Annotated in this window: 12 protein-coding genes; 5 read left to right on the top strand and 7 right to left on the bottom strand. The window is 61.1% G+C overall.

What is annotated here, in order from left to right; all coding sequences use genetic code 11:
* Positions 1 to 5 precede the first annotated feature (5 nt).
* Together lnt and NAT23_RS00145 are read left to right on the top strand one after the other, a co-directional pair.
* A complete protein-coding gene (lnt, locus tag NAT23_RS00150) occupies positions 6 to 1,514 on the top strand; it encodes an apolipoprotein N-acyltransferase (protein WP_251924554.1) in 1,509 nt (502 codons plus the stop codon).
* Positions 1,511 to 2,242: a YdcF family protein gene (locus NAT23_RS00145; RefSeq protein WP_251924552.1), complete on the top strand. Its 732-nt coding sequence runs from the start codon at positions 1,511 to 1,513 to the stop codon at positions 2,240 to 2,242. The genes lnt and NAT23_RS00145 overlap by 4 nt, the downstream gene beginning before the upstream one ends.
* A gap of 20 nt (positions 2,243 to 2,262) precedes the next feature.
* On the opposite strand, the gene NAT23_RS00140 is transcribed toward NAT23_RS00145, so the two are convergent.
* Positions 2,263 to 2,769 (bottom strand): zinc ribbon-containing protein, encoded by a 507-nt coding sequence (locus NAT23_RS00140; protein ID WP_251589414.1) that lies wholly within the window; start codon positions 2,767 to 2,769, stop codon positions 2,263 to 2,265.
* Positions 2,770 to 2,975: 206 nt separating this feature from the next.
* Between NAT23_RS00140 and leuS the strand changes: the two genes are divergently transcribed.
* The 3 genes from leuS to holA all read left to right on the top strand — a co-directional run bounded on the left by leuS (position 2,976) and on the right by holA (position 7,262).
* On the top strand, positions 2,976 to 5,555 hold the full coding sequence (leuS, locus tag NAT23_RS00135; RefSeq protein ID WP_251924549.1) for a leucine--tRNA ligase: 2,580 nt from the start codon (positions 2,976 to 2,978) through the stop codon (positions 5,553 to 5,555).
* Positions 5,556 to 5,632: 77 nt separating this feature from the next.
* Positions 5,633 to 6,226 (top strand): LPS-assembly lipoprotein LptE, encoded by a 594-nt coding sequence (locus NAT23_RS00130; protein ID WP_251924548.1) that lies wholly within the window; start codon positions 5,633 to 5,635, stop codon positions 6,224 to 6,226.
* The gene (holA, locus tag NAT23_RS00125; protein ID WP_251924546.1) at positions 6,207 to 7,262 is read left to right on the top strand and encodes a DNA polymerase III subunit delta; all 1,056 of its coding nucleotides are present in this window, start codon (positions 6,207 to 6,209) and stop codon (positions 7,260 to 7,262) included. Before NAT23_RS00130 ends, holA begins: the two co-directional genes overlap by 20 nt.
* Before the next feature lie 27 nt (positions 7,263 to 7,289).
* Here the strand turns inward: holA and NAT23_RS00120 are convergent, their stop codons facing one another.
* The 6 genes from NAT23_RS00120 to NAT23_RS00095 all read right to left on the bottom strand — a co-directional run bounded on the left by NAT23_RS00120 (position 7,290) and on the right by NAT23_RS00095 (position 14,405).
* Entirely contained in the window at positions 7,290 to 8,345 is a 1,056-nt protein-coding gene (locus NAT23_RS00120) for a LacI family DNA-binding transcriptional regulator (RefSeq protein WP_251924544.1), read from the bottom strand.
* 64 nt (positions 8,346 to 8,409) lie between these two features.
* Entirely contained in the window at positions 8,410 to 10,023 is a 1,614-nt protein-coding gene (locus tag NAT23_RS00115; protein ID WP_251924542.1) for a glycoside hydrolase family 13 protein, read from the bottom strand.
* Positions 10,024 to 10,186: 163 nt separating this feature from the next.
* Positions 10,187 to 11,284 carry an ABC transporter ATP-binding protein gene (locus NAT23_RS00110; RefSeq protein WP_251924541.1) on the bottom strand — a complete coding sequence of 366 codons (1,098 nt, stop codon included), beginning with the start codon at positions 11,282 to 11,284 and terminating at the stop codon, positions 10,187 to 10,189.
* 29 nt (positions 11,285 to 11,313) lie between these two features.
* Positions 11,314 to 12,156, bottom strand: a complete 843-nt coding sequence (locus NAT23_RS00105) for a carbohydrate ABC transporter permease (protein WP_251924539.1) — start codon at positions 12,154 to 12,156, stop codon at positions 11,314 to 11,316.
* On the bottom strand, positions 12,153 to 13,124 hold the full coding sequence (locus NAT23_RS00100) for a carbohydrate ABC transporter permease (RefSeq protein WP_251924537.1): 972 nt from the start codon (positions 13,122 to 13,124) through the stop codon (positions 12,153 to 12,155). The genes NAT23_RS00105 and NAT23_RS00100 overlap by 4 nt, the downstream gene beginning before the upstream one ends.
* Before the next feature lie 21 nt (positions 13,125 to 13,145).
* Entirely contained in the window at positions 13,146 to 14,405 is a 1,260-nt protein-coding gene (locus NAT23_RS00095) for an ABC transporter substrate-binding protein (protein WP_251924535.1), read from the bottom strand.
* Positions 14,406 to 14,637: the final 232 nt, after the last annotated feature.

The following is a 14,637-nucleotide window of genomic DNA, read 5'->3' as shown; positions in this document are numbered from 1 at the left end:
ATGCCATGAAGACATTGACTTCGCCCCTTCATGATCGCCCCTGGCTCAGCGATCTTCTAACGCTGGGTGCCGGGGCAGCCATGACGCTGACGTTCGCGCCCTTCAACGCCTGGTGGCTCGCACCGCTTCTGATGGCGCTCGTCTTTACCTGTGCTCAGCGCGCCCGCGTCAAGCGCATGCTCTGGCGCGGCTGGCTGTTCGGGGTGGGCCTTTTTGGCACGGGCACCTCCTGGGTGTATGTGTCGATCCACGACTTTGGCTACACCGGCGCGCCACTGGCCCTGTTTCTGACGGCGCTGTTTGTGGCAACGCTTGCACTTTTTTACATGGCGATGTTCGGCCTTTACCGCTTCTGTCGCCCCCGGGGCCTGCTCAATGCCTGGGCGTTCGCCGGCATCTGGGTGATCGGCGAGTTGTTTCGAAGCTGGGCCTTCACGGGCTTTCCATGGCTTTATCTGGGCAGTGCTCAGGTCGATTCGCCCATCAACACGCTGGCGCCTCTTGGTGGTGTCTACCTGTTGAGCTTTGTCATCGCGTTGACCGGTGGTCTGATCGCACGACTTGTGGAGCGTCGCTCCTGGGTTGCGGCCGTTATGGTCGCGCTCCTCTGGCTTTCACCGTCGGCGCTGCCGCTCGAATGGGCCGTACCGCTCGACACTCCCAAATCCGTGGCGCTAGTCCAGGGCGATCTGGCCCAGCTCGATAAATGGACACCCAGCGGCCAGCGCCAGGCAGCCAACACCTACGCCTCCCTTACCCGGCGAGATGCCGATAACGCCGAGATCATTGTCTGGCCGGAAACGGCGCTGCCGATGCTCGAGCAGCAGGCGATTCCGTTTCTGGAGCGCATGCAGGCAACGCTTGATTCCGACACCACGCTCATTACCGGGCTCGTTCAGCAGGACGCCAAGGGCCATTATTTCAACAGCGTCATCACGCTTGGGGACGGCCACGGCGTCTACAAGAAGGCCCACCTGGTGCCGTTTGGCGAGTACCTGCCGCTTGATTCGCTGCTAAGAGGGCTGATCGATTTCTTCAATCTGCCAATGTCGGACTTCAAGGCAGGTCCAAGCGACCCCGAGCCGCTTCACGCCGACGGTGTCTCGCTGGGTGTCGCGATCTGCTATGAAATCGTCTATCCCGACCTTGTTCGGCAGCGCGCCCATTCAAGCGACGCCCTTTTGACCGTGTCCAATGACAGCTGGTTCGGCCACTCCATCGGCCCGCTCCAGCACATGCAGATGGCGCGTCTGCGCGCGCTTGAAAATAACCGGTATCTACTGCGCGCCACCAGCAACGGCCTGACCGCGATCGTCGATTCCACCGGCAAGATTACGGCCAAAGCCCCTCGCTTCGAACCGGCCGTACTGACCGGCATGGTCTATCCGATGAAAGGCATGACGCCCTTTACAGTGTTGGGCTCCTGGCCTGCCGGTATTCTTGCCGCGCTAATGGTGCTTACCGGCGCACTGGTGCGCCTTGTCCAGAAACGTAAAGAGGCCTCTGCCGCATGATCTCGTTGATCAAGGTATTCATCCTGCCACCGGGGTTATTTTTGGTGCTGCTGCTGGGCTTTTTGATGTTGATGCCCCGCTATCCGAAACTCATGCGCTGCCTGAGTGGCGCAACGCTTGCCGTGCTGTGGCTGATCTCGACACCGGTGGTCTCGAGCCTTCTACTGGGCCCGGTCGAGCGCGTGATGCCCTCGACGCCGGCGCAGTGGGAAAGTGCCGGCGCCATTGTCGTGCTCGGCAATGGCCGGGATTACGGCGCCCCGGAACTGAACGGGCGTGACCGCACCAACCCCCTGGCGCTGGCGCGTCTGGCAGAAGGCGCACGGATTGCTCGAAAGACAGGACTGCCGATTCTGTTGACCGGCGGCAAGGAGCCCTGGAGCCGTGCCTCAGAGGCCGAGCTGATGCAGCGAAGTTTGACCGAGGAATTCGGACTCAAGGCAACGTGGCTTGAAACCAAGAGCGCCGACACCGAGGAAAATGCCGAGTTCAGTGCCCGGCTTCTCAAACGCGATGGCGTGAACCGCGTCGTTCTGGTGACGACCGCCTTTCACATGGCCCGCGCTCAGCGTGATTTCGAGCGTGCAGGCCTTGACGTCGTGCCCGCCCCGACAGGCTTTGGCAGCGACATTTCCGGCGGTTGGCTCTGGTGGGCGCCCCAGTTCGACAGTCTCGAACGGAGCCGGTGGGCCCTGCATGAGTACATGGGCTGGATAGCCGGCCACTAGGGCCGGCCATCGTTGTCTGGTCAGGCGCGGGCACGTTTGAAATAGCGATGCCCGCACGCATGACAGGGCTCGATCATGCTCGAGGTGGTCAGGGTGACCGGATGATCACAGTGCACGCAGCGCATCCGACCCGGCAGCGCAAGCTCGCCTTCACAGTAATCGGCCTGTGCCGCTTCCAGATCATCCTCGAATCGGAATTGATCCACCGCAGTGCGATCGGCAATCGAAAACAGCGCCGTGCGCACGCGCTCGGACAAATAGTCGAGATCGATGCCCATCCACTGCGCCACGCCTCCCCCGCCTTCGGCCATATAGGAGCCGAACGCCTTCAGATCGCGCTCGAGCCAGGCTTTTAAAAGCGCCGCTTCATCCTTGGTAAACCGTTCAAGATCGGCCTCGAACTTGACGATTTCATCGAGCTCTTCCTCAAGCCCCCGCGTGTCGCGCGCGTGCTCTCGCGTACCGACTCGGTCGAGCGCGCGCTCATAGGCCTCTTTCAATCGCTGATAACGCTCGGATTCACTCATGGCATCTACTCCCAACGGTTGCTCCCCTACCTGTTGCCAGGCGTCTGGGGTATGCTTATGGCCCAGTTACGCGTCAACAAACGCCTACCCGTCCTCTGGGTATAGACCCTAATCCGCAAGACATCCTCCGGGACATCCGAGGCGGGTGGGTAGGCCGTTCGTTATCACCGCACCCCAGAATACGGCAAGGTAATCAAGCTATCACGATGGATGCACAATATTCCCCCCACGATGTAGAGCGCAGTGCACAAACCTTCTGGGCCAAGAACGCATGCTTCAAGGCCATCGAAGACGCCAACCGCGAAAAATACTACTGCCTGTGCATGTTCCCCTACCCCAGCGGCAAGCTGCACATGGGGCACGTCCGCAACTACACCATCGGGGATGTGGTCGCTCGCTTCCAGCGCATGAACGGCCGCAACGTGCTTCAGCCCATGGGTTGGGACGCCTTCGGCATGCCAGCGGAAAATGCCGCGATCAAGAACAACGTGCCGCCGGCCAAATGGACGCATGAGAACATCGACTACATGCGCGGCCAGCTCAAGGCGCTCGGGTTTGCCTACGACTGGGATCGCGAATTTGCCACCTGCGACACCGATTACTACCGCTGGGAGCAGTGGTTCTTCGCTCAGCTGGTTGAAAAGGGCCTGGTCTACAAGAAAATGTCCACGGTCAACTGGGACCCGGTCGATCAAACCGTGCTTGCCAACGAGCAGGTGGTGGATGGCTGCGGCTGGCGCTCCGGCGCACCTGTCGAGCGTCGGGAAATCCCGCTGTGGTTTTTGAAGATCACCGACTACGCCGAAGAGCTTCTGACCGATCTGGATCACGTCGACTGGCCCGAGCAGGTCAAGACCATGCAGCGCAACTGGATCGGCAAGTCCAAGGGCGTCGAGCTTGAATTCGGTGTCAGTGGCAGCCGTGAACTTTCCGAGCTGACCGTCTACACCACCCGGCCGGATACTCTCTTCGGCGTGACGTATCTCGGCATCGCGGCCGATCACCCGCTGGCGATCGAAGCGGCCAAAACCGTTGACGGTCTGGAGGCCTTCCGCCAGGAGTGCCGCCAGGGCGGCACCTCGGAAGCCGACATGGCGACCATGGAAAAACGCGGCATGGACACCGGGTTCACCGCGGTTCACCCCTTGAGCGGCCGTGAAGTGCCGATTTTCGTTGCCAACTTCGTGCTGATGGAATACGGCACCGGCGCCGTCATGGCAGTGCCCGCACATGATCAGCGCGACTTCGAATTCGCAAGAAAGTATGGCCTGGCCATCGAGCCCGTGATTGCCGACGCCGAGACAAAAACCGCACCGGATCTGAGCGAGGCGGCCTTTACCGACCACGGCGTTCTGATCAACTCAGGCGAGTTCGACGGGCTCGAATTCCAGGCCGCGTTCGACGCCATCGCCGCCAGACTCGAAGCGCTCGGGAAAGGGACGGTCAAGACCAACTTCCGCCTGCGCGACTGGGGCGTGGCCCGCCAGCGCTACTGGGGCGCGCCGATTCCGGTCAAGTATGGCCCGAACGGCGAAACCAAGGCCCTGACAGATGACGAACTGCCGGTTGCACTTCCCACCGAAATCGAAATCGACGCCACCGGCTCGCCACTCAAGAAGTCCCCGGCGTTTTATGATCTCGGCGACGGCTGGGTCCGCGAAACCGACACGTTCGATACCTTCATGGAGTCGAGCTGGTACTACGCTCGCTTCTGCTGCGCTGATAACGACAGCGCCATGCTCGATGAGCGCGCCAACTACTGGCTGCCGGTGGATCTTTACATCGGCGGTATCGAGCACGCGATCCTGCACCTGCTTTACGCGCGCTTCTTCCACAAGCTGATGCGTGACTTCGGCCTGGTCGAGAGCGACGAGCCGTTCAAGCGGCTACTGACCCAGGGCATGGTCATCGCCGAAACCTTCTTCCGCAAGAACAGCAACGGCAGCAAGGAGTGGTACAACCCGGCCGACGTCGAGGTCGAGCGCGACGACAAGGGGCGCCCGATACGAGCAGTACTGATTTCAGACGGTCAGCCGGTCGAGATGGGCGGCGTCGAGAAGATGTCGAAGTCGAAGAACAACGGCGTCGACCCCCAGTCCATGATCGACCGCTTCGGCGCCGACACCGTGCGTCTTTTCATGATGTTCGCCGCGCCCCCCGAGCAGTCGCTTGAGTGGTCCGACAGCGGCGTCGAAGGCGCTCACCGCTTCCTGAAGCGCCTGTGGCGCCTGGTGCATGACCACCTCGCTCAGGGTACGCCGGCCACGCTTGATACCGAACGCCTGAGCGATGCCCAGCGTGAGCTTCGCCGCAAGACTCATGAAACGATTGCCAAGGCCAGCGACGACATTGGCCGTCGTACAACGTTCAACACCGCCATTGCCGCGGTGATGGAGCTGACCAATGCCATCGCCCGCTTCGACGACGACAGCGCCGAAGGCCTGGCCGTTGCCCGCGAGGCGGTGGAGGCAAGCGTTCTGATCCTGGCGCCGATCGTGCCTCACATCACGCATCAGCTCTGGGTAGCGCTGGGTCATGACACCCCCGCCATCGACGCCGAGTGGCCCGCCCTCGATGAGTCGGCACTCAAGCGCGACAGCATCACGGTGGTGGTTCAGGTCAACGGCAAGGTACGCGACCGGCTCGATGTCACTCCCGATGCCGACAAGGACGCGATCGAGGAAAGCGCGCGCGCGCTTCCAAACGTTGCCCGCCACATCGACGGCAAGACCGTTCGCAAGGTCATCGTCGTGCCCGGCAAGCTCGTCAACATCGTCGCCAACTGATCGGCCAAAAGCGCCGATCGATCTGACCCTCAAGGACCGGCGGGCATACGGCCCGCCTTCACTGCCAGGAGGCCTTCGTGAAACGACGCGCCCTTTTAAGCACCACCCTCGCCCTTGCCGCCACTCTGACGCTGAGCGCCTGCGGCTTTCAGCTTCGTGGCTATCAGGACACCACACTGCCCTTCTCGACGCTGACCGTGAACTCAAGCGACGGCGGCGGTACCCGCGACCTGGCCTATCAGGCCGTGACCCGCGCACTGAAAAACGCAGACGTTACGCTCGATGCCACCGCACCGCTTCGCCTGAACCTCGGCAAGAGCAGCTTTGACGAGCACGAACTGACCTTCGGCGACGCCGGCAGTCAGGAACGCCAGGTCGTGTTCACTCTGCCCTACTCGGTACAGCGCACACGCGATGGCGCCTACCTCGAAGACCAGCAAAGCGTCGAAACCAGCGGCACCTACACCACCAGTGAAGACCGCCTGCTCAGCCGAGACAGCCAGCGAAGCGATCTCGAGGACGACCTTCGCCGCGAGGCCGCACAACAGCTGATCGAGCGACTGCAGACGCTCAAGCCAAATGCACAGCGCCTTGAGTCCGTTGAAACCGGCAAGAGCGACGCATCAGGGACCGATCAGCCTCAGGCAGATAATGAAAGTCTTTCCCAATAAGCTTGACCCGGCGCTCGCCAAATCGCTCGCCCCCATCTACCTGGTGGCGGGCGACGAGCCGTTGACCCATATGGAAGCCTGCGACAGTATTCGGGCCGCCGCGCGGCGCGAAGGCATCGACGAGCGGGAAGTGCTTCACGTGGACAACAATTTTGCCTGGGGGCAGGTGATTGAAAGCGCCAATGCGCTGTCGCTTTTTTCGTCGCGCAAGCTGATCGAAGTGCGCCTTGGCACCCAATCGCCCGGCCAGGAAGGCGCCCGGGTTCTGACCGAGTACGCGCAGTCCACCCAGCACGACAACGTGCTTTTGATTACCGCCGGCAGGCTCGACCGCAAGGCCCAGCAAAGCAGCTGGTTCAAGGCCCTCGACAAGGTCGGCGTGTTCGTACCGGTCTGGCCGGTGGACACACAGCGCATGGGCTACTGGATCAAGGACCGGGCCGAGCGCCACCAGCTCGAACTGACCAGCGAGGCCGCGCAGTTGCTCGCCGAGCGCGTCGAGGGCAACCTGCTGGCCGCCGATCAGGAGCTTGTAAAGCTTGCGCTGTATCACCCCAAACGCACACGCCTTGACGGTAACGCCATCGTCGATAACGTCGAGGACAGCGCCCGCTTTGACGTTTTCAGCCTGACCGACGCCTGCCTTCGAGGCGAGCCGACCCGGGCCGTACGTATCGTTGCCGGCCTCAAGGGCGAAGGGGTCGAAGCGCCGGTGGTGCTTTGGGCGCTGACGCGGGAACTGAGAACGCTTTTGTCGCTCAGGCAATTGCTTGATCAGGGACAAAGCGTCGAGCACGCCTGCAAGGCGCAGAAGCCGATGATTCCGGAAAAGCGCCGCCCCTATTATCAAAACGCGCTGGCACGCCTTCCCCACAAGCGTCTGAACAAGCTTTTGATGTTCTCACAGCGCATCGATCAAGCCGTCAAGGGCACGCATGCACTGCCGCTCTGGGATGGCCTGACCGATCTGTCACTGACGCTTGCCGGTGGCAAGGGGCTGCTGGCGGAGTGGCCGGGCGCCTACCGAAGCGCCTGACGCGCCATTACTCGAATCGCCGGTTGCTCAACAGGTATCACCATGAATCAGCCAGGTGGGAAGCGTCGCGTCGTGCTCAGTGATCTGATCGAGAATCATCCGCGCGGCCAATCGCCCTTTTGCCCGGTTATCCTGATAGACGGTCGTGAGCATCGGCCGGCGCTGCTGGCCCTCCGGCGCACCATCAAATCCCGTGATCGTAAGCGCTCCCGGTACGTCAAGCCCACGCTGCTCGGCAACCGCCAGTGCCGCCAGCGCCAGCTGATCGGACATGCACAGCAGCGTGTCTGCGGTTGAACCGTCAAGAAGCGCCTCGATCACAGGCACCGCCTGATTGAAGGTGTTGCCATCGACGTTCCAGATCGGCACCGACGCAGGATCGATGCCGGCCGCTGTCAGGGCATCATCAAACCCACCCAGTCGAGCCTGTGCCATGGCATTGAACTGACGCGGGCGCGCCTGTCGCTTGAACGGGCCTGGAGGAGCATCGAGTGTCATTCGAAGGGCAACAATGGCCGGGCGTCGTTTACCCTTGGCAAGCGCCAGTTCGGCGACGCCGCGACTGGCTGCGCGGTCGTCGATGCAAATCGTCGGGTAACTGCCGTAGGTCTTGTCGATGGTCACGGCCGGGCTGAACTCACCCTGCTGCAACCGCTCGGTGGTGCCGTCGGGCATGGTGCCGTACACCAGGTACCCATCGGCGACGCCGTTGAAGTTTTCCCGTTGCGCCGGTCGGGCCGACTGGGGCAACAGCAGCATGCGGTAGTCGTGCTCATCGAGCACTTCAGAAATCCCGGACAGCAATTCGCTTGCGACGCTGTCGCTCAAGCTGAAACTCAGGGTATCCCAGAGCATGACACCGATGATTCGGCTATGGCCGGTTCGAAGGCTACGAGCCCGGCTGTCCGGGCCACGATAGCCAAGTGCTTTCGCCGCCGCCAGAATCTCCTGCCGGCGCGTTTTCGATAACTGATCCGGGCGGTTGAAGGCATTGGAGACCGTTGCCGTCGACACGCCCAAATGTTCGGCGACTTCCTTGAGCGTCAGCGACTGACCCGACGCGCCTGTTTCACGCTTTTTCACACCATCCTTCCTCGATGATCAAACGAACCTGGGCGCCGGATCAGCCTCTTCGCTTAAAAAGTCGTCAGCAGGCAAGCCAGACAGCGCTGTTGGCCGGCACTACCTGCCCATTGCCAATGCCCGGGATACTTTCGACGATTACGTCGCCCTCGGGCCGCTCAACGTCACGGTCGCTCAGATTGAGCACCACCGTTATGGCGCCATTGGTCAGAGACAGCACATCAGACCGCCCGGTCTCGTTCCAGACGATACGCCCACGGCCAAGCGCGTGCTCGGCGCGCTGCGTCAAAAGCGTACGATACAGGGCAAGCGTCGAGTCGCTCTGGTCGAGCTGAGCGTCCACGGCGTAGCGGGCGTAGTTCTCTGGCTGCGGGAGCCAGGTCTGTTCACCGCCAAACCCGAACGCAGGCTGACTCGCGTTCCAGGGCAGCGGCACTCGACAGCCATCGCGCCCGGTCTCTTCGCCATTGGTGCGATGAAACGTCGGATCCTGACGGTACTTGGCGTCCATGGTGGTGTGATCCGGCAGGCCAAGCTCTTCCCCCTGATACACATACGCCGAGCCCGGCAGCGCAAGCGTCAACATGATCAGCGCGCGAGCGCGACGAAGGCCAAGCGCTTCATCGGGCTGTTCGTCATTGGCGGTCAGTCCGTTGGGCCGACAGCCCGGATCAGCAAGCCCCAAGCGGGAAGGATGCCGTACACCGTCGTGGTTCGACATCACCCAGGTCGGCACCGCACCCACACTGTCGGAGTGCATGATGGAGGTGTCGATCACGCGCTTGAGCGCATCGGCGTTCCAACGCGCGAGCAGGTAATCGAAGTTGAACGCCTGCTGCATTTCATCGGGGCGGACATAGCGCGCCAGCCGCTCCTGCGGCTGCACCCAGGCCTCGGCCACCATCATCCGGTCACCGTCGTACTCATCGAGCACCCGGCGCCAGGCGCGATAAATCTCATGGACGCCGTCCTGATCCCACATTGGACCGACGTTGCCCCCCTCGATCATGCACTGGCTCTGGCCGAAATCGGGCAGCCCTTCCGCCTTGATCATGCCGTGAGCGACATCGACCCGGAAACCGTCGACGCCCCGGTCCAGCCAGAAACGCAGCACGTCTTCGAACTCGGCGCGCACCTCCGGGTTTTCCCAGTTCAAATCCGGCTGCTTGCTGTCAAAGAGGTGAAGATACCATTGATCCTCGCCCTCGACACGGGTCCAGGCCGGGCCGCCGAACACGCTCTGCCAGTTGTTGGGCGGAAGCTCCGCGTGTTCACCCTTGCCGGTGCGGAACATGTAGCGGGCACGCTCGGGGCTTGCGGGGTCTGCGTTGAGCGCGGCCTTGAACCAGACGTGCTCATCGGAGGTGTGGTTGGGCACCAGATCGACGATGATCTTGAGACCGCGCGCGTGGGCGCCTTCAAGCATCGCATCGAAATCGGCAAGCGTTCCGAACAAGGGGTCGACGTCGCGATAATCGGCGACGTCATAGCCCGCATCGGCCTGCGGCGAGCGATAGAACGGCGACAGCCACAGGGCATCGACACCAAGCTCTGCCAGATAGTCGAGCTTTGACGTCACACCCGGCAGATCACCGATGCCATCGCCGTTATTGTCCTTGAAGCTTCGCGGATAAATCTGATAGATCACCGCATCGCGCCACCATGCCTGCGCACTCATTGCTGTCTCCTTGAACCGTCGTTGAAACCATCTTTGAAGCTGTCTTAAAAAGTATCTTTGAAACTGTCTTGAAAACCGCCTTTGAGCCGTTTTCAAAAGGAGCCTCGGCCACCGCGCCGGTCGACCCGGTGGCCCTACTTCTTTTCATTTGATCGCATGTTTATCAGGCGCTGTCTTGAGCTCGCACCAGCGCCTGGCCGTGCTCATCGAACAGGTGCGCCTGAGCGGTATCGATGCGCAGCGAAACCGTGTCATTGCGGGCAATCGAGGTATCGGCCTCGACCCGACACGTCAGAAACTGCTCGGCGTCGCTGTCGACGTACACACAGCACTCGTTCCCAAGGTACTCGACGTTGATGACCTCAAAGGCGTCGCTGCCCGTTGCCTGTACCGGCGTCAGATGCTCCGGGCGAATGCCAAGCGTAATCGGGCTGCCCACGGCGTTTGAGTCGACGCCGTACGGCAGCACCACCTCGCCAAGCGCCTTGAGTTCGACTCTTGTTTCACGGGCATCGGTAGACCGGCAGGTCCCTTCGAGGAAGTTCATCGACGGCGAACCGATGAAACTCGCCACGAACTTCGACGCCGGGCGTTCATACAGCGTGCGCGGGGAGCCGACCTGCTCGATATGGCCCTTGTTCAGCACCACGATCTTGTCGGCAAGCGTCATGGCCTCGACCTGATCGTGAGTGACGTACACTATGGTCGAGCCCAGGCGTCCGTGCAAACGCGCGATCTCGTTGCGCATCTGAACGCGAAGCGAGGCGTCGAGGTTGGAGAGCGGCTCATCGAACAGCAGAATGTCCGGCTCGCGGGCAATCGCCCGCCCCATTGCCACGCGCTGGCGCTGCCCGCCCGAGAGGGCCTTGGGCTTGCGTTCGAGCAGCGCTTCAAGCTGAAGAATACGGGCGGTCTCCTTGACGCGCTCGGCCACGCTTTCGCTTGAGGCCTTGCCGAGTTTCAGCCCGAACGCCATGTTTTCATAGACGCTCATGTGCGGGTACAGCGCGTAGGACTGAAACACCATCCCAACGCCCCGCTCCTGCGGCGACAGCTCGTTGACGCGTTTGTCGCCGATCATCAGATCACCGTCACTGATCGATTCAAGCCCGGCGATGAGGCGCAAAAGCGTGGATTTGCCGCAGCCCGAGGGGCCAACGAACACCACGAATTCGCCGTGATCGATGGACAGCGACACCTCGTCGATAACGTGGGTACTGCCGAACCGCTTGCTGACCCGCTCCAGTTGAACGCTGGCCATAGATGCTCCTTGTCTGTCGGTGTGCATGTTCATCCCTTGACGGCGCCGGCGGTCAAACCGGAGACGATGCGGCGCTGGAAGATCAGCACCAGAATCACCAGCGGGACCGTGACAATGACCGAGGCCGCCATGATCGGGCCCCAGGGCAACTCGTACTGGCTGCCGCCTGAAATCAGGGCGATGGCCACCGGCACGGTGCGCTCGGAGTCGGTCAGCGTGAACGTCAGGGCGAACAGGAATTCGTTCCAGGCGGCGATGAACGCCAGAAGACCGGTCGTAGCCATCGCGGGCCACAGAAGCGGCATGAAAACCTTGGTCAGGGTGACCCAGGGCGAAGCGCCGTCCATGATGGCGGCCTCTTCGAGCTCATCGGGCAGTTGGCGCATGAACGTGGTCAGCACCCACACCGTGAACGGCAGCGTGAAAATGGTGTAGCTCAGAATCAGCCCGCCCGGCGAGTTGTACAGATCGAGCACGCGAATGACCTCAAAGAGCCCCGAAAGCACCGCCACCTGCGGGAACATGGAGACCCCGAGCACCAGCATCATTACCCGAGTGCGGCCCTTGAAACGGACCCGCCCAAGCGCGTAGGCCGCCGTGAGGCCAAGCAGCAGCGCGATCGCGACTACGCTCAGAGCGACGATGACCGAGTTGGCAATGCTCTGCACGAACGCCTTCTGCGACAGCACCGCCACATAGTTCGACCAGTCGACGGAATCGATCCAGTAGCCGACCTTGAACATCTCGCTTGACGGCTTGAGCGAGGTCACCACTGCGTAATAGAACGGAAAGGTGGCGTAGACGACCAGGGTAATGACCATCAGCCAGAACCCGAGCTTCAATACAGCGCGCTTCAAGTGCGTAAGCGTCATTGTTCACCTCCCAGTTGCCGCCGACCGAGGTAGAGATAGACGATCGTGAACAGCGCGATGATCAGGAACAAAAGCGTCGAGGCCGCACTGCCGTAGCCGACGTCCTGAAACTCGACCAGCTGCTGACGCGCGTAGATCGACATTGTCATGGTCGACGAGGCGTTCGAGGTCAGCACGTAGATCACATCGAACACACGAAGCGCATCGAGCGCACGGAAAATAACCGCGACCATCAATGCCGGTGCGATCAAGGGCAGCGTGACCTTGAAAAAGACCCGAACCGGTGAGATGCCATCGACACGAGCCGCCTCGTAGCAGTCCGACGGCAGCATCTGAAGGGCCGCCAACACCAAAAGCGCAACAAACGGAGTAGCCTTCCACACGTCAACGATGATCACCGCCCACATGGAGAGATCGGCATCGGCGGTCCAGGCAAGCGGCGCCGAGATAATGCCAAGCCCCATCAGCATGTGATTGAGAATGCCGAACTGGTCGTTGAGCATCCAGGCCCACATCTTGGCCGAGACAATGGTTGGAATTGCCCAGGGGATCAGCATTGCGGCCCGAACCACCATGCGGCCACGAAACTTCGCGTTCAGCACCAGCGCAACGATGACGCCCAATACGGTTTCAAGCCCGACCGATATGACCGTGAAAAAGAGCGTATTCCAGACCGATTGCCACCAGAGCGGGTCAGCAAGCAGGCCGTACCAGCCCTCGTCGTAGACCAGATAGTTTTCGACACCAATGAAGTTGGCACTGCCCATCTGGCTAAGGCTTGCGTCGGTAAAGCTGAACCAGATGGTTCGAAGAAGTGGCCAGCCGGCCACCAGCGCAAGCACCACCAGCATCGGGGTCAAAAACAGCCAGGCCGCCCTCACCCGGCGCCGGCGTACCTTGGTGCCGCGTGCATCCTGCCGGGCCTTCTTTGGCCCGGCGGTCGCCGTTGTCGTTTCGTGAACAGTCATGACACGTCCTTTGCTTAGCGCTTACCAGTGACGACGCTTGATCCGCTTCAGCTCACCTTCAAGCGACGAAAGCCCCTCTTCGGCAGTGACTGAGCCTGAAAGCACTTCGTGTACGGTATTGAAGAACGCGTTCGAGACACGGGGATAATTGTCACCTGTCACGGCAGACGGCCGAGCGACGGCAGAGGTAAACGTCTCGTAGAGCGTGCCGAAAAACGGCGTGGCGTCCAGGATCTCCTGATCCTTGTAAAGCGAGGCGATGGTCGGGTTGTAGGCGCCCTCGAGCGCGCGGCGCTTCTGCTCTTCCGGGCGTGTCAGAAACGCGACCAGATCTGCGGCAAGTTCGGGGTTGTCACTGTAGCGCGAGACCGCCAGATTCCACCCGCCGAGCCCGGCGGCGTGTTGACCGTCACTGCCCCCCTTGGGCAGCTGGGTCACGCCGACCTTATCCTTGATGTCGCTGCTGTCGGCCTGAGCCAGAGACCACGCGTAGGGCCAGTTGCGCATGAACACCGCGTGACCGGACTGGAACACGCCCCGCGCTTCTTCTTCGGTGTAATTGAGTACGCCCGGCGGCGAGATGGTATCGACCCAGCCGTGCGCCATCGTCAATGCCTTGGCGGCCTCGGGAGAATCGACGGTAATGTCGCCCTGATCATCAACGATGGTTCCCCCATTGAAACTTGCAAGCCACTCAAGCGCATTGACCGTCAGCCCTTCATACGCGCGGCCCTGGAAAACGTAACCCCAGAAATCGTCGTTTCCGGCCTTGCGCTCAGCCTTTTGGATTTTATCGGCCGTGTCGGTCAGCTCGCCCCAGGTCTCCGGCACCTCGGCGTCGTATTTTTCGAGCAGATCCTTTCGATAGAACAAAACGCCTGCGTCGGTGAACCAGGGAATCGCGACCTGACGGCCCTCGACGTTGGTGCTATCGATCAGCGGCTGAAATACGCCCTTTGTCGCGGACTTGGGCAAGTGCTTGTTCAGGTCGAGCAGATGAGGGGCCAGCATGCCGGGCCAGACGATATCGATCTGCATGATGTCGATGTCACTGGAATGCGCGTTCAGAATCTGCTGATACAGAGAAAGCCGCTCGGTGGACGAGTTGGGCGTCGACACAACGTTGACCGTATGCCCGGTCTTGTCTTCCCACTGCTTGACGCCCTCCTTGCAAAGCGTCAGTTCCGCGCCGACGGCGCCGCAGGAAATCGTTAGTTCGGCGGCCATCGCCGGGCTTGCCATCGCCAGAAGTACACCGGCGGTCATCAACTTGAGCTTCATGGGGCATCCCCTCACGTTAAGTACTGTTCCAAGAAAAACTGCACTTCTTAATCGATTAAGTTAGATCAACATAAGGATCACACATCACTAAATCCATTAGACATTGGGCGCTCATCCCTAAGGTCTATCGACTATTGGCTAGGTGGTTTTTCCGGGCTTAAACGATTAAGTTGCGGAATCGTGTCACCAAGCGATAACCGTTCAAAAAATCGCCAATAAAAATGTCAGGGAA

It is taken from the genome of Larsenimonas salina (assembly GCF_023736155.1).
In the GTDB taxonomy this organism is placed as follows: Bacteria; Pseudomonadota; Gammaproteobacteria; order Pseudomonadales; family Halomonadaceae; genus Larsenimonas; species Larsenimonas salina.
The sequence above is the reverse complement of the archived record's forward strand: the minus strand, read 5'-3'. Positions and strand labels throughout refer to the sequence as shown.